Origin of the sequence: Lactiplantibacillus nangangensis (genome assembly GCF_005405065.1) — a bacterium.
In the GTDB taxonomy this organism is placed as follows: Bacteria; Bacillota; Bacilli; order Lactobacillales; family Lactobacillaceae; genus Lactiplantibacillus; species Lactiplantibacillus nangangensis.
In genome coordinates, this window is sequence record NZ_BJDI01000002.1 from 235,584 (window position 1) to 256,680 (window position 21,097).

The following is a 21,097-nucleotide window of genomic DNA, read 5'->3' on the forward strand; positions in this document are numbered from 1 at the left end:
CCGTGTGAGTTAACTGTCGCTTTCGGGCAGCATGCGACCGGACGTTAATGTGGTGATGGCTATGCTATAATTTAAGGCGAAACATAAAAATGACAGTTGTAGGCTGGACCTATGACTGTTGGTTTAAATCTTAATCACTGATTTGGGGCAATAACCATGAAACCAAACACGACCTATGCCGTTGTGGATATTGAAACCACCGGTACTAGTGTTAAGGATGGCGATCGCATCATCCAGATTGGCTGTGCGTTCGTTAAAAATAATAAAGTCATTAATACATTTGCAGCGGATGTAAATCCGTTAACGACGGTGCCACCAGTTATTGAAAATTTGACTGGCATCAGTAATGCCCGGGTTCGCAAAGCGCCGCCATTTGACGATTTGGCTGGAACCATCTATAGCTTATTACAAGGAACCGTATTTGTGGCGCATAACGTCAATTTTGACTTGCCGTTTATTAATGCGGAACTGCAGCGTGTCGGCTATCCAGAATTGCCGATTCAAGCGGTAGATACTGTTTCTTTGAGTCAAATACTATTACCGACCGCGCCGAGCTTTCGGTTGCGCGATCTAAGCAGTCTTTTGAACATTGAACACGACCATCCCCATGCAGCGGATAGTGATGCAGTCGCGACAGCTCATCTGTTTATTTTCTTACAGAAACGACTCGCCAATTTACCGTTGATCACGTTACAACAGATGGTCCAGTTAACACCCGAGTTACCCCGTGAAACGGCGGAGCTATTTGCGTACGCGCTACAACAGGGTAAAAAACACCCTGGTCGGCTACCAAAAGACTTAATGATTCGCAACGGCTTAGCGCTCCGCAAAAAGTCGTTACCACAACAAGCGGCTGGTCGGCAAAAACGGCGTTATCCGGTGACTAAAGCCCAAAAGATGCAGCTGTTTGGGAAAGATCTAACTTATCGTCCACAACAAGCTCGGATGATGAATCAGATTCATCGCCATTATACCCAAGCAGAGACGGCGACTGAGCCGTTGATGATTGAAGCCCCAACCGGAACGGGTAAAACGCTAGGCTATCTGTTGCCATTGGCTTACCTCGCACAGTCTGGTCGGCAGGTTATCGTTAGCACGGCGACAACGGTCTTGCAGGCCCAGTTGCTGGATCAGGGTGTTCAATTGTTGAACAATTTATTACCAGAACCAGTCACGGCAGTGGTGATCAAAGGCAACCAACATTATGTTGATCTGGATCGTTTTGCACGCGGCTTGGCGTTACATGAGCATTCCAAGCAGACCCAGTTATTGAAATTGCGCGTTCTAGTTTGGTTGACCACGACGACTAGTGGCGATTTAGACGAATTACATTTAACGACCTATCAAGCGCCATATTTCACGGAAATTTCCCATCATGGGGTGGCTTCGTTAAAAGCGGATGATCCGTTCTTTAAAGATGACTTCTTGCGTTTTCGTGATCAATTGACCGCCCAAGCGACGTTTATTATTACGAACCATGCTTATTTAATGCGACACGTCGCGCAACTTGGTAGTCGGCAACAGCGACCGCTTTTAGTTTTAGATGAGGCGCAACATTTGGCTGATGGCGTCCTACATGAGTCTCGGCAACGCTTCGATTTCAATTACTATATGGCGGCTTGCCATAGCTTGACGAGCCGTATCGATCAGGAACACGGGCTGAATTTGCGAGCACTCTTTGCGGAACAACCGCAGTCGGATTATCGTTTGAAGTTGTTAGACAACTCATTGAACGATACCGACTTACACTTGCAACAATTACAAGCGGCGTTGGCCCGAACCTTTGTCCCGCATCAAAAAGGTGGCAGTCAACCGGTCGAAATTGCGATCACAACGGAACAGATCACGACCTTCTTTGCTGAAAACAATGCGTTGGTCCGTCAATTACAGACAGCCATCGAAAATTGTTTCTTGCAGTTCCAGCAATTAAACGAGCAGTATCAACACGATCAAGCCGAGATTTTGCCACCGGAACAACATGTTTTGGACGATTTCTTTAATCGGATGCAGAGTTTACGTCAGGCTTATGATCTGTTACGAGTCTGGTTGATTCCAGCAACCCGTGAACAGCGGGTCTTCTGGATCAGTTTGAATCAGTGGCATGACCGCGGGAGTCTCGTTCTTGCAGGCAGTTTGATCGATACTAAGGGGTATTTCAAGTCGCAATTGTATCCTTATTTCAGCGCACCGTTATTTACGGGAGCAACGTTGTTTGCAACCGGCAAATCGCAGTATGTTTATGAACAATTGGATTTGGATCCACAGGCCACCGTTCATCATCGGTTATCCACGCCATTTGATTTGGAAAAACAAGCACGGTTGCTGATTGTGACGGATGCCACTGCTGCGGAAGCACCTAGTGGTAAACAACGCGTGGCTTATTTAACGCATGCCATTCACGAGATTGTGACGGCAGCACCTAAACAGACTTTGATCCTATTCAATTCGTTGAACATGATTGAAGCGGTCTTTTACAGTTTGCATCAAACGGGACTCAGCTCGGATCGCGAAATACTCGCTCAAGGGGTCAATGGGAGTCGTGAAAAATTGTTGCGGCGCTTCATGCAGGGTGATAATGCCATTTTGTTAGGGGCAGCTAGTTTTTGGGAAGGGATTGATTTGCCCCAAGAACAACTGGAACTCTTGATCGTCACCCAATTACCATTTGAGTCGCCAGATCAAACGACCACCAAAGCCCGCTACCAACAATTACGGCAAGCTAAGGTCAATCCATTTTATAATGAAGCTTTACCAAAGGCGGCCTTGAAATTACGGCAAGGTATCGGGCGCTTGATTCGCACGGATCAAGATACCGGTGCCGCAGTGATCTTGGATGACCGGCTGGTGACTAAACGGTATGGGCAAACGATTTTAAAGGCGTTGCCTAAGTCGATGCCACCGATTGATGGTTCGGTCGCTGAAATAACCGCTGAATTACAAAAGTTTTTCCAAAAGTAGCCCAGAAAGCGTTCCGGGTCGAATGGAATTTGCTATAATGGGGCTATTGTTTTTTTGAAAGGATTGGGAAAAATATGAGAGTGCAACGCAAACGACGTCCAGAACGCCTGATCATGATTATTCTGTTAGTGATTTTGGCCTTGATCGTCGCTGCTTATGGAACTTTGTGGGCCGCCCAGCGACCGATGCACCATGCGCAGAAGACTGCTTATAGCTTGGCCACCAGTAAAGCTAAATTAAAAACGACCACGGCATTTTCCCAATATAACGGGACTGAAAGTTACTACGTTGTGACCGGAACTTCCAGCAAAAATGTCCCAGTGTATGCGTTGATCAATACCAATAAATCGCACAAAACGACGATTGTTAAACAGTCAGCTGGTATTTCGCGGACTAAAGCTTTGAAAAAAGTTTGGGCGAAACGTCATCCTAGCAAAGTAATTAAGGCCACACTGGGTAAAGCAAACGGTGAAGTTGTCTGGGAAATCACGTATTTAAATCAAAAAAAGGCGCTCTGTTATGAAGTTTTACAGTACAGTAACGGGAGCCAATTAAAATCAATTATCAATATCTAACTTGCAAAGGAGCTCGGTCATCTATGGAATTATCGCGTAAAGTTATGCAAATTCAGCCATCTGCGACGTTAAAGATTAGCGCGCAGGCTAAACAAATGATTGCTGACGGGGTCGATGTCATTAATTTGGGCATCGGGGAACCAGATTATCAAACGCCTGACAATATCAAGCAAGCGGCCATCGATAGTATTCAAAATGGTCAAGCTAGTTTCTACACACCAGCAACGGGGCTACCAGCATTAAAGCAAGCCATTAGCCAACGGATCGAAGCTGATCATGGTTATCATTTTGATCCTAGTCAGATTGTTGTGACCGATGGGGCGAAGATGGCGCTATTTACGCTATTCCAAGTCATTTTGAATCCAGACGACGAAGTTTTGTTGCCCGTCCCTTATTGGGTCAGTTATTCGGAACAAGTGAAGTTAGCTGGTGGGGTCCCCGTGGAAGTCGGGACTGATCGCCAGTTACGATTTACGGTTGCGGATTTGGAAGCACAACGGACACCTAAGACGAAAGCCCTTGTGTTAAATTCACCACAAAATCCATCCGGACTGGTCTTCAGTCGCGCCGAATTAACCGCCATCGTCAACTGGGCAGTTCAACACTATATTTTGATCGTCGCGGATGAAATTTATGAAAAGCTCTTGTATAATGGCAATCACTTCACCTCGGTCTTAGAGTTGGGTGAAGCTAACATGGACCACGTCATCTTGATCAATGGGGTCTCAAAAGCTTATTCTATGACTGGTTGGCGCATTGGTTACGCCGCGGGTCCTAAGGCAATTATGGCTAAGATGGGTATCGTATTGGGACATGCAGCTAGCAATCCAGCAGCGGTCTCACAATATGCGGCTATTGAAGCGTTTAGCGGTGACCAGTGTTCGGTAGAAACGATGCGGCAAGGATTTGAGCAACGGTTAAACGAGCTCTATCCATTGATTGAAGCATTACCAGGCTTTAAATTACCAGGCGGCAAGCCAGCCGGAGCTTTCTATCTATTCCCTGATGTGACTGAAACGTTACGTTTGACCGGGTATGCGGATGCACCAAGCTTCGTCACAGCTGTTCTGAGTGAGGCACACGTCGGCTTAGTTCCTGGAGAAGCCTTTGGGTTGCCTGGTCATATTCGGTTGAGCTATGCGACTGATATGGCATCATTACGGACAGCTTATCAACGGCTTAAGACGTTTATTGATGAAAAAATGGCCCAACAGCCAGCAGCAGAATTGTAATTATCGGTTTAATACTCAAGGGAGTGTGTCCAAGTGGCGCACTCCCTTGATGGTTAGAATTGGAGACGAGTATGGATCAATTAACACAAGCCATCATTAATGGTGGGCAGACGACCATTGCCAACGTATTATTGCAACATTATCGCGAGATTGGGTTGACTAACGCGGAATTATTGGTTTATTTACAATTTAAACGATTGATGGATCAAGGTGAGGCCTTTCCAGACGCCAATCAAGTGGCTGAAAGCTTAGGTGAAACGAGTAATACGGTCTTTCAACATTTACATGAAATGCTCGCAAAGAAGCTCTTAACGATCGAATCAATTACGGCCGCTGATCAGAAAATTCATGATCGTTATAACTTCGATGGTCTCTATGAGAAATTGGCGTTAGCGCTCAAAAAGCAGCCGAGTGAAGTTACTGATACTGCCACAGCGAGTGGTGAAAACAAACGGCAAAAGGTCTTCAAGTCTATTGAGACTGAGTTCGGTCGGGCACTCTCACCAATGGAAATGGAGAGTATTAGTAAATGGTTTGATGAAGATCACTACGATCCAGAAATCATTGAATTAGCGTTACGCGAGGCTGTGTTACGACAAGTTTATAATTTAACTTATATGGACCGGATTTTATTGAACTGGCACAAGCGCAATTTGACCACTGCCGCGCAGGTTGAGGCAGATAAGCAACGTGGTATTGAGAACCGTTTGAATTCGGCACCCAAGCCACAACGTCAAACCGGTGGGAAGGCTTGGCCAAACATTCCATTATTCAAATTGGGTGAAGATCCCGATAAACAGTAATTGAAGGTAGTCGATGATTGCTGCTACCGGTTGTTGCTGATAGCATTCGGTCGAGGGACCGGGGCAAGCCTCAGAAACGTCTTGCCCCTCGGCTGGAACTTTGCCAAAATCGCAAATCTCCCAGCCAATCCGTGGCGTAAGACCGGAAAGTCGCCGGTAAAACGCCACCCACACGGCCGATGCTATCAGCAACAGCCTACAGCTAGTCAACATTTTTGAGTGACTTGTTAGTTGGTTAAATTTAGCGGAATGACCAGTTGTATGAGTCCATTTTGGAGATAGCCAACGCCAGTGTTACTGGATTCACGCCAGCTTTGACACTTTCAATCTTTAAACAGTAATTGAAAAAGCGCTCAAATCGCAAATAACTGCGATTTGAGCGCTTTTGATTGAACCATGACTTATCTATTTTCTTGATTCTCAGCAGGCTGTTCAGCGGAGCTAGAAGCTTCTGAAGAGGAACTTTCAGGTTGGCTGCTAGATTCGGTGCTGCTTTCACTGGAAGACGATTCAGAACTTGAAGAAGATGATGATTCTGAACTGGAGCTAGACGATTCGGAACTTGATGAGTCGCTCGAAGATGATTCATGTGAAGATTCCGAACTAGCTGGTTCATGATTCGTCGTTGAAGAGGTTGACGAAGCGGCCGTCCCAGACGAAGCTTCCGCCGCGGAGAAGATGTGGCCAACCACGTACAATTCTTCAATCCCGTTCTTCTTGACAGTCCCGACAGAACTTGGTTTTGTCCAATCCGAGTTTGGTGAATGTTCAGCTAAGTAAGTCATCATTTCACGGTAAATATCTTGTGAGATCTTTGAAGTACTTGAAGTTAAATAGCCACCGCTAGCAAATGGATGATCATAACCAGTCCAAACAGCGACGGAGTAGTTCTTAGTATAACCCGCCATCCAGGAGTCCATGTCAGCGTCAGTCGGGAAGCCATACTTCTTCTCGTAGCCATTAGTCCCAGTTTTACCGGCTTGGTAAACACCGCTAATGTGCGCAGTGGTCCCAGTCCCAGTAGCGCTGTTAATGACGTCCTTCAGCATATTGGTAATCATATAAGCGGTCGACTTTTTCATGACCCGTTTACCAGTACTACTGTAGCTGGTTGTGCGGTTATCCTGGGTCACAATCTTATTGATGTAATAAGGTTTGTAATAAGTCCCGCCATTAGCAAATGCCGCATAAGCCCCGGCGACTTGTAGTGAGGAGACCCCAGCCCCAATCGCATTCGAATATTCAACGGTGCCTTTGAGATTCATCCCAAGATTATTGGCAAACGTTTTGGCTCTGGTTCGGCCAACTTGTTCTAAAGTCTTCACGGCTGGAATGTTTCGTGACTGAACTAAAGCTTGGCGCATCGTCATATCGCCCAATGTTTTGTTATCAAAGTCATTGACGGTGATATTAGTCCCAGGATATTTGTATTTTGTATCAGCGACGGTTTTATAGGTTGGCCAACTTTCATATTCGATTGCGGGACCATAATCCAAGATAGGCTTCATGGTTGACGCATTCGACCGACTCGTTTGGACCGCGCGGTTAGTCCCGTAGGTCACATTGCCATTTTTCCGAGCCCCAATCATGGCTGAAATCTTTCCGGTATATGAATCAACGACGGAAACACCTAATTGGAACCGATTGGCGGCAGTGTCGCTTGGATAAGAAACGTATTCTGACGTGTTGGCAATATCGTAGAGTCGTTGTTGCGCATTCATATTCAAGTTGGTATAGACTTTGAGGCCGTCGTTCTTGTAGTCGTAGCCCTTAGCCTCGAGGTCTGAAATAACTTCTTTCAAATAAGGATCGATGACCTTATGACTTTGTTGGGCGACAATGCTAGCACGGTCAGCGCTGGAGGCGAGGCCAGTTTTAACACTAACCTTTTCAGCAGCTGTTTCTTGTTGCTGCGTGATCACTTTATTGTCAGCCATTGCTTGTAAGACTAAGTTTCGGCGACTAGTCGCATATTGGGGATATTGAATTGGATCATAGTAAGTTGGCGACTGGGGCATCCCAGCGAGTAATGCCAATTGACTTAGATTCAACTCTTTGAGAGATTTGCCGTAGTAGTAGTGCGCGGCCGTGCCCATACCGTAAATACCGTTACCCATGTAGACCTTGTTAATGTAAAATTCCAAAATTTGCGCTTTGCTGAAGTGTTTCTCAACATTTAACGCCAGCCAAGCTTCTTGAGATTTAACTTTAAGGTTCCGGTCTGAAGTATTCGTTGAGAAGACGGAGAGTTTGACGAGTTGCATCGTCAAAGTACTCCCACCTTGCATCCCGAGTGAGCTACCTTTTAAGTTACCTAAGGCTGCCCCAATAATCCGGTAATAGTCGACCCCTTTATGTTGATAGAAGCGGCGATCTTCAATGGAGACGACCGCATTTTTCAACGTTGCGGGAATTTGATTAGATTTCACGTACTCACGGTTGCTGGCGCCTAAGTTAGCAATCAGTTTTCCATTTGCATCGTATACTCGCGTCGCATTTTCACTCTTCATGCTACTTTCGGTGATTTTGGGAGAAGTTTGTGCATAATAGAAAAATAAGCCAATGCCTGCCAAGCCACCGATGACGATCAGCGCAATAATCGCTAAAATAATTCGTCGAAACCAGTGCTTTTTGGGTGGTTGCTGCTGATTTCGGTTGCGCGCGACCCGTGAATTCTGTTCATTGTTACCTGCCATGATGTTCTCCTTTAACTAGGTGATAATTTAGCCCTCAATTAGTTTGTCAACTGCTGCCAAATATGGAATGAGGGGATTGATGTGATAGTGTAGCTCGGTCGCCAACTTTTCAATATCCTTGAGTGGAATTGATTTTCGACCGCCGTCAGCTTGATGGTCCCAATAGTGAAAGAGGTCGGTCGCTGTCAACAAAAATAAGCGATTTAAGACCGCAAAACGAATGATAACAAAGCAAATGCCATCTTGCGCCAAACATTTACGCATGTGTTCAATTTGATGCGCATGGAAGTTTTTGAGGGGAAACGCGGTTTTACTTTTAGTTTCCTTAGCCTCAAAATCTAAATACTTCCCACGATAAACCCCGTTATAATCAGTGGTTGACGCTTGTTGAAAGTAAGCTTCACGGATTACAGCGGCACTACGGTTTGGATAATCAACTTTAACGATCTGAATTGGAATTGGCTTTTTATGAATAACTGCGATATCATTTTCCAAATAATAGGTATTACTACTATTGAGTTCTGCTTCCAGGCTCATACCTCGATCACCAAAGTTAACATTGGCAAATTTAGTGGATTTTGATTTAGAATGAGAAGGTTGGCGATAAGCTTTGCCGTTTGGATAACGAATCGTCACATTATCAACCTCCTAATAAACTCATATTTTACCATTAAAGCGGGTAATGTGAAATAACTGTGACGTTTTGAAGGCCGAATCGATAGGAAAAAGGAGATTTTTTTGTGAGTCGACTATGGATGAGTGGCTACCGAAGTTATGAATTAAATGTTTTTAGTGATCAAGATGACAAATTAAAAGTGATTAAATATGCACTGACCAGTTATTTGACTGAGCAAATTGAAGACGGCGTCGACTGGTTGATCACTGGTGGACAATTAGGGGTTGAACAGTGGTGTGCCGAGGTCGGCCTGGAATTAAAAAAGACCTATCCTGAATTGAAAGTCGCCATGATGTTACCATACGCCGAGTTTGGTGGTCGCTGGAATGAGAATAATCAAGCAAAATTACAAGCTTTATTAGCTTCGGTCGATTTTCATGCAGCAGTTAGTAAACAAACTTATGAAAATCCGCAACAATTAAAAAATTATCAAGAATTCATGATTACCCATACAGATGGGGCAGCTTTGGTGTATGATCCTGATAACCCCGGTAAACCGACGTATGACTACGATATTATTCAGTCATTTAACGAGGAACATCCGTACCCGTTAACCGTCATTGACTTCGATTGGTTACAAGAAAGTGCGAATGAGTATGCAGAAAAACAGAATAATGGTTTTAATTTTGAATAAAGTCTGCTACAATGTTTTAAGTAATGCGGATGCCGTTTCGGTGTCGCGCGAATAACAATGAGGTGTTTTTAAATATGGCTAAACGTAACTTTACTCCCAAAGACATCCTGCAAAAAGAATTCAAACCAAAGATGCGGGGTTATGATCCTGCTGATGTGGATGGGTTCTTAGATAATGTCATTAAGGACTATGAGTCATTTACTAAAGATAACCAACAACTTTCAGATGAAAACGAACGGTTGCGTGCCAAGGTCGACGAACTTACTAAGCAAGTCGCTGTTGGTGCAACCAGCCCATCTTCACAGCCAACTAGTACGGTGACGAACATGGATATTCTGAAACGTCTATCTAATTTGGAACGTCACGTCTTTGGCGCCCAATTAGATAATAATCAAAACGAATCACATCGTCTATAAAAGTGATTCAATGTAAATTCTGGGTAATCGCGGTCGGCTTAAGTCGGCTGAGGAAGGTCCATGCCCGCACAAGCTGCGATGCTTGTAGTGTTCGTGCTCGGTGAAAAAATAAGCTGGGGAACCGATTTTATCGGTTACGGCGGAAAAAACGGCTAAGGCGCAAGCTATGCCCGAGTATTCCTGAAAAGTGCCACAGTGACGATACTTAGTTGGAAACGACTAAGTTGGAACGCGGTAAACCCCTCGAGCGGGCAACCCAAACTACGGTAGGGGCGCTTCACATAAGTAAATGAACTAAATGTGGGGGGAGATCCTTGTGATCTCGAGATAGATGATTGCCGCCTAACTAACAGACACCTGTACTTTAGTTAGGTACAAAACATGGCCTACAGGAATTTACATTTAGACAGGAGACTAGGACAAAAGCTTGCTTTTGCCCTAGTTTTTTTATACGGAAAGTTTCCGAACGGTGAAATATGCTAAACTAGAGTGTGAAGACCAGCGGGTTGGGGTCGAGCATTGCCTAGCTAAGGGTGAACTGCGGGTTGAGCAGTTTGGCCTTAGCGTAGCAAGCGGAGTCCCCAGCTGGGCTGAACACGTTTCGGAAGCGGTCAGTAGCGGTGAACGGCAAGCTGATCATTTGGCTACTACTTTGTGCATGATATTGGAAAGGCATGTCTGCTTTTCAACAAAAAACAAAAACTAAAATATAACTAAGAACAACAATCAGGAGGAACCTATGCAAGAATTTAGATTAATTGCAACATGTGCCAGTGGGATGGAAGCATTAGTCGGTCGCGAATTACGTGACCTTGGCTACCAGACCCAAGTCGAAAATGGTCGGGTCCGTTTTAACGGCACAATTGAGGATATTTTACGAACCAATATTTGGTTACGGACGGCGGATCGGGTCAAAATCATTGTGGGCGAATTTAATGCCTATACATTCGATGACTTATTTGAAAAGACATTGGCTTTACCATGGGATCAATTATTGCCAATGGATGCTGAATTCCCAGTGGAAGGTAAGTCACGTAACTCGAAACTACACAGTGTGCCGGACGTGCAGTCAATCGTCAAAAAGGCCATTGTGAACCAGTTAGCCGCAACTTACCACCGGAATGGTCATTTGCCAGAGACCGGTGCTTTATTCCCCTTAGAAGTCGCCATTAACAAGGATAAGGTCATGCTGACGTTGGACACTACTGGTAGTAGTTTGTTTAAACGGGGCTACCGGCTTGAAAAAGGTGGCGCGCCTTTGAAGGAAAACATGGCGGCTGCCTTGGTCATGCTAGCCAAGTGGTATTCGGATAATCCATTTGTCGATCCCGTTTGTGGTTCTGGGACGATTCCAATTGAAGCGGCCTTATTAGCGCGTAATATTGCGCCCGGTATCAAACGGGCCTTTGCTTGTGAAAAGTGGGATTGGGTGCCAGCGGGTCTGAGTCAAGAATTACGGGATGACGCGAAGTCTAAGATCAATACTGACATTGAACTTGACATCAGCGGTTATGATATTGACGGTAAGATGATCGATATTGCGCGGTTAAATGCCCAAGAAGCTGGTGTCTTGCATGATATTAACTTCAAGCAATTAGCCGTCAAAGACTTTACGACGGACAAGATCAATGGGGTTATCATCGCCAACCCACCTTATGGGGAACGATTGAGTGATCGGGATACTGTCCGGATCTTATACCGTCAAATGGGACAGGTTTACGCCAAACTACCTAGTTGGAGTAAATATATTTTGACTAGTGATCTTGAATTTGAAGATTATTTTGGCAAGAAGGCGACTAAACGTCGTAAGCTCTATAATGGGGCGTTACGGACTGATTACTTCCAGTATTGGGGTAAACGGATTCGTCCAGCTAGAACAGAAGCTTAGTTAAAAATTAAGGCCATCACTGGCAAGCGCATTGCTTGCCAGTGATGGCCTTTTAGACTGTGTAAGACGAGTTTGCAATCAGTAGTCCTAGAAGTTGGCGGCTGATTACGGTGATTGTGTTAGTTAGTATTGTTTTTTCTAGATTGGACGATTTGTAAACAATTAAGGCAATACGGTTTGGCGTTGTTCAACTTGAGCCAAGCTTGAAGTTCGGTGAAGCCGCGTGGTGGGACTGGCATGCAAAAATATGCCTGTTCAGTTGTTTTGAGTGGTTTGCCGCAATTGGTGCAAGTGAATTTCATCAAGGACACCTCCAAAATTAGCCATTAGGTTGATCGGTAGCAATTCTATTGTATTGTTGTTCCCATTTTGCCATCTCATGGATCAATGGTTGTAACGTTCGCCCATAATCAGTCAGGCGGTAGTCCGTTTTAGGTGGCATAACCGGGTAAACGCGTTTGGTGATCAGATGATCTTGTTCCAGCTCTTTAAGCTGTAAGGCCAACATACGCGTAGATAAGTTGGGGTAAAGTTGTTGAAAATCACGAAAGCGACAAGTGTCATGTTGAAATAATTGGTAGATTAATACGGCTTTCCATTTGCCAGAAATAAGTTGTAAAGTGCTGACAATCGGACAACCTTCAGCACAGTCATAGCGATAGCGTGTCATTCAAAAGCCCCCTTTGATGTGTTAAGAATACACCTATACACTGACAAGTATGTAACTAATTCCCAAAATTTTCAGAATTGTTTTTGGTTATGGAAAGTTTATATTGGGATCACAGAGGGGGCTTGGTAAGATGCAAGCTTATGGATTTAAACAGGGACTTAGTTTAAAAGATGACCAATCAATTTTCGCGTTCGAAACACCGAAACCAGTCGCAACTGGGCGTGATTTATTAGTGAAGGTGTTAGCGGTCTCAGTCAATCCAGTAGATGTTGGCGTGCGAAAAGGCCAACGAACACCGTTAGATCAGCCAAAAGTCATCGGTTGGGACGCCATGGGAATTGTGGAAACAATCGGTGATCAGGTGAGTTTATTTCAGGCTGGTGATCGTGTCTTCTATGCGGGAGCCTTCGATCGACCAGGCTGCGACAGTGATTACCAGTTAGTTGACGAACGTTTAGTAGGTGCGGCACCGAAATCCTTAACTCCAGCCGAGATTGCGGCGATGCCGTTGACGGGACTAACTGCCTGGGAAGCCCTGTTTGAGCAACTAGGGATTGATCCGACAGCTAAGGTTGAAAATGCGAAACACACGCTATTAGTGATCAATGGAGCTGGTGGTGTGGGGTCGGTCGCAACGCAACTGGCACGTTGGTCTGGACTGCAAGTGATTGCGACTGCCTCGCGTCCTGCATCAATGGCTTGGGTAAAAGCACACGGTGCGGATGCGATAGTTGACTATCACCAAGATATCGTGAGGCAAGTTCACGACTTAGGCTGGCAGCAGGTCGATTATATCCTCGAATTACAAAATTTGGCGCACTACTGGTCAACCATCGTGGCATTAATAAAACCTTTAGGGACAATCGTTTCAACGACTGGTAGTCGGCAACCTATCAATCTGGTTGCTTTAAAAGCCAAACAAGTCAAATTTGCCTGGGAGTGGGTCTACGCTAAGTCGTTCTATCAGTTGCCAGCAATGATTTCACAGCATGCGGCGTTAACACAATTGAGTGGGTTATTAGATCAGGGGATTCTCAAATCTACAGTGACCAAAGTCTTGAGTCCAATTTCTGGTAAAACGCTTCGGCAAGCGCATCAATTAGTTGGCGCGCATCACATGGTCGGTAAGGTTGTGATAACTAATAATCAAGCCTAGTTAGCGTTAAAGTCCACCTGACGTGAAGTCGAGTGGACTTTATTTAGTCGGTCAAATAATAGTCAAAAAAGTTTGCTATTTTGTTCATTAGTGGAATTTTAACTAGGTGTTTAGCTTGATAACCGGTAATGAACGCAACTTGATCAGCGTATGCTTCTGGATGGACATGGTCAAAAAAATCGCGTGACTGGGCATATGGAATGCGTTCATCATCCGTCCCATGCCAAAATAACAACGGCCGATGCGCAATTTTTTCTGGTTGTAAGTTCAAATCGTAATGGTCGATCCAGCTCGTTAAATTTGCCATATCTGTTGGTAAATATAAGTGATGCTCGGCGGCAACGGTCCTCACTAATTGTGCATAGGCATTTAGATTAGGCGTTCCCATGATGATGGTAGCGGCTTTGATTTCTGGATGCTGGGTCAATAAAGCGCCAGTAGTCATGCCGCCCATCGAGTAACCGCCGACCCCAATTTGATCGTTCAAAATTAGTTGTCGATGACGATAAAAATCGGTGATCAGCTGAAATTCGGCGAGGTTGCCTTGAATACTGTTCCAGAAAGTAAATGAAGGTAACGTACTCACTGGCTGTTGGCGTTGTCCGTGATTCATGGCATCTGGCAAAATGACACGAATGTTTTTCTGAGCCAGTTTGCGTGCTTGGGTGAGTACGAGTTCTTTCTCCGAACGCCAACCGTGATAAAAGACGACTAACGGGGTGGCTTGATAGCGCAGCTCATCATTGACAACTTCTAAAATAGGGACATCTTGTATTTTTCGTTGTAAAATTTCGACCATGATTATAATCTCGCTTTATTATTTTATAAGTCAACTGTGACAGAATTGTTAATAAATGACAACTGAAATGCTTATGTAAACGGCTGGCGACGACTTTTGAATTCGCAACCTAAGTCTATCGAACCCCTTTTTCTGGTCAGGGTGGCGATTACTTAATCAGGACATTTTTTGATCGTGTTAGTCATTTTTATGATCGGACTATAAAACCCAGTTGTAGTCACTAAGCAACTATGCCATAATTTTGTTAATTATTTTGATGGTTGTTAGTATTGCAAGAAAGTGGGGGTGCGAAGTGTCTGATGAAGCGTTTATTAAGCAAATTTTATGGTCAACACCGGAATTATGGGAGGTCTTGGTTTTGATCCGGCGCTTAGCCTTAAAACAAGGTTATTTAGCTGCTGGGAGTATTCGTAATACTGTTTGGCAGGTGCTGAGTCAACAACCAGTGAGCCTGACTAGTGATGTCGATGTGGTTTTCTTTGATCCAGCTCGGCCAGCCAGTGACGATCTAGTCCTATCACAACAATTAACGACCTGGGCGCCACAATATCAATGGCAAGTTAAAAATGAGGTTTATATGGCCCATTATAATTTTTCAGATGTGCCCGAATTCACCTCAGTCGCGGATGCCATCGGTCATTTTGTTGAAACCCCGACTTGTATTGGGGCGCGTTTGACGGATGAAACCCAAATTGAGCTATTGGCACCATATGGTCTAGACGACCTGATGACTTTCAACTGCCGTCCAGTGCCATTCTATCAGCAAGATGAGCGGCACTTGGCGATTTATCGGCAACGGATGCAGCAAAAGCAATGGCAACAGCGCTGGCCTAACTTATCGATTAGTGATTGCTAACTGTGGTGACCAGTCAGTGATTTATTGGTGAAAGGAATGAGTTGATTGTCCAACAGAACTAGTGAGTTGTTGAATAAGCTAAAGGTTGAAACAACTGAGCTCTTGGCAGAAAATTTAGTCGGAATCTATTTGCATGGTTCCTATGCATTGGGCTCGTACAATGAACAAGTTAGTGATTTGGATTACGTTATCGTGATCAAACGGCCGTTGAGTTTCACGGCAAAACAGGCTTTAATGACCAAGACGATTACAGACTTATGGCCGTTATCACCAGCTAAAGGATTAGAGTTCCATGTTCTGCTACTAGCAGATACGCAGCACTTTAAACAGCCGTTACCGTTTGACTTTCATTTTTCAAAAATGCACTATTCAGATTATATGGCTAATCCAAACCACTACATTGAAGCCATGACCGGGACCGATCCAGATTTGGCTGCACATTTGACGATTCTAACTAAGGCCGGCAAAGTCTTGGTTGGACCACCGATTGCGACAGTATTTAGCCCAGTTCCTGTAGCTGACTATTGGAACAGTCTGATGTTTGATGTGGCGGATGCCCCTCAAACGATTGTTGAACACCCCATGTATACGATTTTAAATCTGTGTCGGGTCCTTGCTTATCATCGCGAGAAACTGATTTTGTCAAAAGCTGGTGGTGGTCAATGGGGGCTAACACGGTTGCCAAGTCGGTATCACGCTTTGATTGAAGCGGCGTTGGCGGCTTATCGTGATAATGCAACGCAGGATTTAAGTCAATATTCTGAAGAAGACCTAACGGAATTTGCGACATGGCTATTAATGGAGATCAAAAGAGAATTAGTGAATTAGAAAGAAACTGCATAATACAATTAGTTGCAATAAATGAAATTACTTTCTAATTGTAATCTACAATCTTTTGTTAGGAGATGTTTTTTTAATGACGATTAGTGATGTTTTATTGGTTATCGATATGCAAAATGGTCTCAGTGATACGGTGGGTTACGCAGCGATTCTGAAGCGGATCAATCAGCGTTTAACGGTCTACCATACGAACCATCGGCCAGTTATTTTCATGCAACATACGGATGATGAGTTAGTCTATGGCAGTTGGAACTGGCAATTAGCCGCTGACTTGCAACGGCATGCGACAGACCGGGTCATTTTGAAAAATCATTCAGATTCATTTTATGAGACTGGTCTGACCGACTATTTACGACATTTGTCGGCTGAAACGGTTGAGGTTTGTGGGTTGCAAACCGAGTATTGCGTGGATACGGCGATTCGTGTCGGTCACTCGCGAGGGTTCAAAATGGTGACTCTGACGGGGCACAGCACGACATATGATGCGAACGGTTTAACTGCGGCACAGATTCGTCGACATCACGAAAGTATCTGGGATGGGTCTTTTGCCACATTATTATCAGACTAGCCTCAAAATGCCACACAGGCGGTTGACTGTGTGGCATTTTTTGAACGGACGATGAAGGATCAGCCTGTCATTATAACTGATGACTTTGGCTATTTTTCCGCTAACTTAAGTTGGTTGAGATAGTGCTGTCCCCAGTCATCCATGGTCATAATGACTGGAATTAAAGATTTGCCCAATGGCGTGAGCCGATAACTAGTTGTTATTGGTGAAGTTTCTTTATCGATGGTCTTGGTGATGATTTGGTCATCGAGGAGTTGCTTGAGTTGCAAGGCCAACATTCGTCGCGTGCAGCCAGTTAAAGAAACGAGTAGCTCGGTGAAATGCTGGTCTTTTTTCATGAGTCGACATAAAATGATGGACTTCCATTTTCCGGATAAGATTTGAATCGTACTATCCAGTGGACAGGGCTCAGTGTGGCGATTAGTTGCGGTCAGTGCGTTCATGATAGGTCCTTTCTTTGATGCGTTTTGTAAAGTCAGTTTAAGCCAGTGTGAAAATTAAAACAAAAATTATGATGGGTTCGGTAAGTTACATTTAATTCCCGTCTTGTGTGAATCCATCGTAGTTTTACAATGGTCGTCACAAGGGGATGATTGGATGCTCGCTAGTCGATTTCGACCAAATTTGATGGTTGGCAGCTTATTTATGATTGTTTTTGTGATGGGGGCAGATTCGTTCATTATTTCGCCGTTGTTGCCTGTTTTAGCGCAACAATTTCATGTCACAATTGGTCACACCGCGTTGGCTGTCACTAGTTACGCGGTGGGTTATGCGGCTGGGGCGCCTTTTTTCGGGCCGCTGGGTGATCGTTATCCGAAGAAAATACTCTTGTTGATTGGCTGCGGTGTGTTTGTAACGGGTAGTTTGGCATGTGCACTGACTTCAACTTTAATTGGGTTCATTTTCGCACGGCTGGTAGCGGGAATTGGTGCGGCTTTGACGCTACCCAATGTTTGGGCGACGTTGGGTGAGCATTTTTCTGGAAACCGATTGGCGCATGTAATGGGGATGACGATGGCCGCCCTATCGTTATCGATCGCAATTGGGGTACCACTGGGTGCTTGGGTCACACAGTTAACCAACTGGCGGTTGGTCTTTTACGGTTTGATTGGAATGGCGATGTTGGCGGGTACCGGTGTAATCATCTGGGTGCCGATGTTGCGTTTGGTCAAAAGAGAACCGTTGAATTATTGGGAGTCCTTCAAAAAAGTTTGGCACTTAAAAACAGTGATTTTAGCGCTTGGTGTCAATTTTGTTTGGATGTTAGGATTTTACAGTATCTATACCTTTTTAGGCTCTAAAATTGCATTGAGTTGGCACTTCAGCACCGGTCAGACTGGGCTGGTGTTTGTTGCTTATGGGTTGAGCAATTTTAGCGCTAGTTTTTTTAGCGGTGTGGTCACAACTAAGCTTGGTGCGGCCAAGAGTGTTTACTTGAATGGTTGGCTATCGGTTGGTTGTCTTTTAGGCTTGATATTTAGTCATCAGTGGCTCATAGGGTTTATTATTTCACTGATGGGGTTAGCGTTGGTGCAGGGGCTAGGCGTACCGGCATTATCGACTTATTTAGTCGCGCATGCTCAGAACCAACGGACAACCGTCATGGCTTTAAACAGTGCTGTCTTGTACCTTGGTCTAAGCTTGGGTTCATGGTTGGGTGGTCTCTACTATCCGATTGGTGGGTTTACTGTCATTGTCTGGTTTGCGATTGTCATGCAGAGCTTGGCGGCTGGATTAGGTCATTTATTGTGCTGATATTAGGTGTTGAAAAAATGAACTTTCGATTTTAACAGGATATTGTATCAGGCATCTGTTGGCGCGACGGGGTTAGTTTGCAGTTTAATCACTAGGGCCCTTTTTGGCAAAATAGACGACTTGTTGCGCTAGATAGCTAGCGGGTTCAGGAAAATCATGTTGTAGCCAAGTTATTGCCAGATTGACGACTGCCCCAGAAAAAAATTCTAGATAATAGGGTGCGGTTAAGCTATTCCGATCGCTTGCTTCGATGCGATCTTGGTGAATGAGCGCCGTAAAGACTGTTTGAAAGGTTGCGGTAAAAATCAAACTTTTACCATTTTGAATGAGCAGTCGGTTGTTTGCGGCATCTTGCTGAATAATTTCAAAGTAATGGGTCATCAATTGTGCCAAAGTGATTTTCGGTGTGTTAGGCAATTCGCGCAAATAATGTAACATGTATTGCTGCTGAAAGGCAGTGATGATCTGATCGAAGTGACCAAAATTTTTATAAAAATAGGTTCGCGAAACATGGGCGGCTTGACACAACTCGGTGATTGAAATCAAACTAATTGGTTTACGGGACATCAATGTTAACAAAGCCTGATAGATTGCCGTTAGATTATGTTGTTTCCGTTCCTGTGGACTCATAGTTAACAAAAACTCACTTTCTGTAATCTAAAGATTTACGCTGGCGATTGTTCCCCTTTATACTTGCGAGTAACACTTTGAGGGGGAATTAAATCATGAGTAAATCGACAAAAGTTATTTTTATGATGGGGCTGGGTATCTTTTTATGTATGCTAGATACAACGGTAATGAATATTGCATTACCGGCCATTCAAACGGGACTGGACACTGATTTAACCCATTTATCTTGGGCGTTGAATAGTTATACGATTTTATTTGCCAGTCTGAGCATCCCATTGGGGCGGCTTGCAGAATTGTATGGCCGGACAAAAATTTATCTGATTGGACTGGGGTTGTTCCTGTTAGGGTCATTAAGTTCTGGTATCGCTGGCAGTGTGAGTGGATTGATTATTGGTCGTAGCATTCAAAGTGTTGGTGCCGCGATTGTCTTCCCAGCCAGCATGACGATTGGCATTCAAGCGGTATCACTTGAACATCGAACTGGTGCAATTGCCATTCTTGGTGTGACACAAGGTTTAGCAGCGGCACTAGGACCAACGATTGGTGGCGTAGTGACGCAACTGTTTGGCTGGCGGGGGATTTTTCTGCTCAATGTACCATTGGTAATCGTTGCGCTGATTGGTTGTTGGCTACTTCTAGACCGACAGCCAGTGAAGCGGCAAACAGTTAAACTGGATTTCTTGGGTAGTGGGCTTTCTATGTTGACGCTGGCCAGTCTGACTTTGGTCCTCGTCAAGGGCAGTGATTGGGGTTGGACGAGTTTAGTAATCATCAGCCTTGGCTTGATGAGCATTTTGGCTTTGCTGGGCTTTATCATTGTTGAGACCAAGGTTGCACAGCCGATGATTCCTTTAGACCTATTTAAAAATCGTCAATTTGATGGTGCCGCAATTGTGACCATTATTTCAGGAATTTTTTTGGTAGCGTTGCTTGTTTTGATGCCTAGTTTTTTTACGAGAGTTCAAGCCAAGTCTGAGTTGATGGCGGCGTTGATGATTACGCCCGCTTCAATCATGATTTTTGGCTGTTCACCGGTGAGTGGTTTATTTTTGACAAAAGTTGGTCCGCGGACCGTGATTGGACTTGGATCATTGGCGATGATTGGTGGGTATTGGCAACTCAGTGTCATGGACCCAAATAACTACTTGCAAGTGATGTTAGCTGAAATTTTAATCGGTGGTGGCTACGGCATCATCATTGGCCCAATTACAGTGTTGGCAGCGGCAGATTTTACGGGTGACCTCTTGACGGCTTCACAAAGTGTGATCGGTGTTTTCCGTCAAATTGGGACTTCACTAGCTGTTGCAATTTTTGTTTCAGCCTTATCTACCAATCTGGTGACCGCTAAAAATCATATTTGGCAAACTGCCCAAGAGGAGGTTGCGACGCTGGCTGTATCCTCAAAAGCCAAACAGGATACACTGGCCAAGGTCAGAGCCCAACTGGCGAGCGGAAAGTCACCTAGTAAAACGGTTCAGCCACCAATCACAGCCAGAATGACGCGTAAGTTGATTGCGGCCGGTTATGTGGCGGCGTTGAAGCGTCAACGGTTAATGGCCGCCACAACCACAGTGAAGGCGCAAGTTCATCTAAAGGTTAGTCAGGCGGTGATGCGCCAAGTTCGGCGAACCAATCAGCGTTTGATTCCAGCTGTTCGAAAAATTAAGCATCAGACGAAAGTCGAAATAACCCAGGCCTTTATCAAACCCTATCAGACGGCGTTGCCATTCACGGTATTGATGTTGGGAACGATTGTTTTTTTTGAACGACGTCGTAATTATTTAAACCGGATTAACCACAGATGACCGGTATTGAATGACACACTGATATCTTAGCATTTCACTGCGGCTGTTGAAAAGTGATTCCGTTTGAATAAATGGGTTTTAGCCCAAGCAGTCAGTGGTGTTTTTGAATCACGCTTGTGAGGACTCATTACCGAGGCGTC

General features: G+C 44.7%; 19 protein-coding genes and 1 other RNA gene. 14 read left to right on the plus strand and 6 right to left on the minus strand.

The genetic code is table 11. The annotated features are described in order from the left end of the window. Window positions 1-156 precede the first annotated feature (156 nt). From FFM70_RS02790 to FFM70_RS02805, 4 genes are all read left to right on the plus strand, one after another. The gene (locus FFM70_RS02790; RefSeq protein WP_137615320.1) at window positions 157-2,958 is read left to right on the plus strand and encodes a helicase C-terminal domain-containing protein; all 2,802 of its coding nucleotides are present in this window, start codon (window positions 157-159) and stop codon (window positions 2,956-2,958) included. Window positions 2,959-3,032: 74 nt separating this feature from the next. Then, entirely contained in the window at window positions 3,033-3,533 is a 501-nt protein-coding gene (locus FFM70_RS02795) for a cell wall elongation regulator TseB-like domain-containing protein (RefSeq protein WP_137615321.1), read from the plus strand. A 23-nt stretch (window positions 3,534-3,556) separates the two neighbouring features. Beyond that, window positions 3,557-4,765, plus strand: coding sequence for a pyridoxal phosphate-dependent aminotransferase (locus tag FFM70_RS02800; RefSeq protein WP_137615322.1), 1,209 nt, complete (start codon window positions 3,557-3,559; stop codon window positions 4,763-4,765). 71 nt (window positions 4,766-4,836) lie between these two features. Beyond that, window positions 4,837-5,568 carry a DnaD domain-containing protein gene (locus FFM70_RS02805; RefSeq protein ID WP_137615323.1) on the plus strand — a complete coding sequence of 244 codons (732 nt, stop codon included), beginning with the start codon at window positions 4,837-4,839 and terminating at the stop codon, window positions 5,566-5,568. Window positions 5,569-5,969: 401 nt separating this feature from the next. Here FFM70_RS02805 and FFM70_RS02810 read toward each other — a convergent pair whose 3' ends face one another. Together FFM70_RS02810 and recU are read right to left on the minus strand one after the other, a co-directional pair. Then, the gene (locus FFM70_RS02810) at window positions 5,970-8,264 is read right to left on the minus strand and encodes a transglycosylase domain-containing protein (RefSeq protein WP_137615324.1); all 2,295 of its coding nucleotides are present in this window, start codon (window positions 8,262-8,264) and stop codon (window positions 5,970-5,972) included. Between the two features lie 27 nt (window positions 8,265-8,291). After that, entirely contained in the window at window positions 8,292-8,900 is a 609-nt protein-coding gene (recU, locus tag FFM70_RS02815) for a Holliday junction resolvase RecU (RefSeq protein WP_137615325.1), read from the minus strand. Window positions 8,901-9,004: 104 nt separating this feature from the next. On the opposite strand from recU, the gene FFM70_RS02820 reads away from it, so the two are divergent. The 4 genes from FFM70_RS02820 (at window position 9,005) to FFM70_RS02835 (ending at window position 11,878) form a co-directional block, all read left to right on the plus strand. Further along, on the plus strand, window positions 9,005-9,574 hold the full coding sequence (locus FFM70_RS02820) for an SLOG family protein (RefSeq protein ID WP_137615326.1): 570 nt from the start codon (window positions 9,005-9,007) through the stop codon (window positions 9,572-9,574). A 74-nt stretch (window positions 9,575-9,648) separates the two neighbouring features. Further along, complete coding sequence (gpsB, locus tag FFM70_RS02825) at window positions 9,649-9,990, plus strand: cell division regulator GpsB (RefSeq protein WP_003638751.1); 342 nt, start codon at window positions 9,649-9,651, stop codon at window positions 9,988-9,990. 15 nt (window positions 9,991-10,005) lie between these two features. Next, window positions 10,006-10,384: RNase P RNA component class B (gene rnpB, locus FFM70_RS02830), an RNA gene on the plus strand. A 345-nt stretch (window positions 10,385-10,729) separates the two neighbouring features. Next, entirely contained in the window at window positions 10,730-11,878 is a 1,149-nt protein-coding gene (locus FFM70_RS02835; RefSeq protein ID WP_137615327.1) for a THUMP domain-containing class I SAM-dependent RNA methyltransferase, read from the plus strand. Window positions 11,879-12,197: 319 nt separating this feature from the next. On the opposite strand, the gene FFM70_RS02840 is transcribed toward FFM70_RS02835, so the two are convergent. Further along, window positions 12,198-12,548: a winged helix-turn-helix transcriptional regulator gene (locus FFM70_RS02840; RefSeq protein ID WP_137615328.1), complete on the minus strand. Its 351-nt coding sequence runs from the start codon at window positions 12,546-12,548 to the stop codon at window positions 12,198-12,200. A 130-nt stretch (window positions 12,549-12,678) separates the two neighbouring features. On the opposite strand from FFM70_RS02840, the gene FFM70_RS02845 reads away from it, so the two are divergent. Next, the gene (locus tag FFM70_RS02845) at window positions 12,679-13,704 is read left to right on the plus strand and encodes a zinc-binding alcohol dehydrogenase family protein (RefSeq protein WP_137615329.1); all 1,026 of its coding nucleotides are present in this window, start codon (window positions 12,679-12,681) and stop codon (window positions 13,702-13,704) included. A gap of 43 nt (window positions 13,705-13,747) precedes the next feature. Here the strand turns inward: FFM70_RS02845 and FFM70_RS02850 are convergent, their stop codons facing one another. Then, window positions 13,748-14,503 carry an alpha/beta fold hydrolase gene (locus FFM70_RS02850; protein ID WP_137615330.1) on the minus strand — a complete coding sequence of 252 codons (756 nt, stop codon included), beginning with the start codon at window positions 14,501-14,503 and terminating at the stop codon, window positions 13,748-13,750. Window positions 14,504-14,795: 292 nt separating this feature from the next. Here FFM70_RS02850 and FFM70_RS02855 point away from each other — a divergent pair, with 292 nt between their 5' ends. The 3 genes from FFM70_RS02855 (at window position 14,796) to FFM70_RS02865 (ending at window position 16,767) form a co-directional block, all read left to right on the plus strand. Further along, complete coding sequence (locus FFM70_RS02855; protein ID WP_137615331.1) at window positions 14,796-15,359, plus strand: nucleotidyltransferase family protein; 564 nt, start codon at window positions 14,796-14,798, stop codon at window positions 15,357-15,359. 45 nt (window positions 15,360-15,404) lie between these two features. After that, window positions 15,405-16,187 carry an aminoglycoside adenylyltransferase domain-containing protein gene (locus tag FFM70_RS02860; RefSeq protein WP_137615332.1) on the plus strand — a complete coding sequence of 261 codons (783 nt, stop codon included), beginning with the start codon at window positions 15,405-15,407 and terminating at the stop codon, window positions 16,185-16,187. A gap of 88 nt (window positions 16,188-16,275) precedes the next feature. Beyond that, entirely contained in the window at window positions 16,276-16,767 is a 492-nt protein-coding gene (locus FFM70_RS02865) for an isochorismatase family protein (protein ID WP_137615333.1), read from the plus strand. Between the two features lie 89 nt (window positions 16,768-16,856). On the opposite strand, the gene FFM70_RS02870 is transcribed toward FFM70_RS02865, so the two are convergent. Next, the gene (locus FFM70_RS02870; RefSeq protein WP_137615334.1) at window positions 16,857-17,210 is read right to left on the minus strand and encodes a winged helix-turn-helix transcriptional regulator; all 354 of its coding nucleotides are present in this window, start codon (window positions 17,208-17,210) and stop codon (window positions 16,857-16,859) included. A gap of 154 nt (window positions 17,211-17,364) precedes the next feature. Here FFM70_RS02870 and FFM70_RS02875 point away from each other — a divergent pair, with 154 nt between their 5' ends. Beyond that, window positions 17,365-18,522: an MFS transporter gene (locus FFM70_RS02875; RefSeq protein WP_137615335.1), complete on the plus strand. Its 1,158-nt coding sequence runs from the start codon at window positions 17,365-17,367 to the stop codon at window positions 18,520-18,522. An 84-nt stretch (window positions 18,523-18,606) separates the two neighbouring features. Here the strand turns inward: FFM70_RS02875 and FFM70_RS02880 are convergent, their stop codons facing one another. Beyond that, on the minus strand, window positions 18,607-19,152 hold the full coding sequence (locus FFM70_RS02880; RefSeq protein WP_137615336.1) for a TetR/AcrR family transcriptional regulator: 546 nt from the start codon (window positions 19,150-19,152) through the stop codon (window positions 18,607-18,609). 95 nt (window positions 19,153-19,247) lie between these two features. On the opposite strand from FFM70_RS02880, the gene FFM70_RS02885 reads away from it, so the two are divergent. Beyond that, window positions 19,248-20,957 carry an MFS transporter gene (locus FFM70_RS02885; protein ID WP_137615337.1) on the plus strand — a complete coding sequence of 570 codons (1,710 nt, stop codon included), beginning with the start codon at window positions 19,248-19,250 and terminating at the stop codon, window positions 20,955-20,957. The last annotated feature ends 140 nt before the right edge of the window (window positions 20,958-21,097 follow it).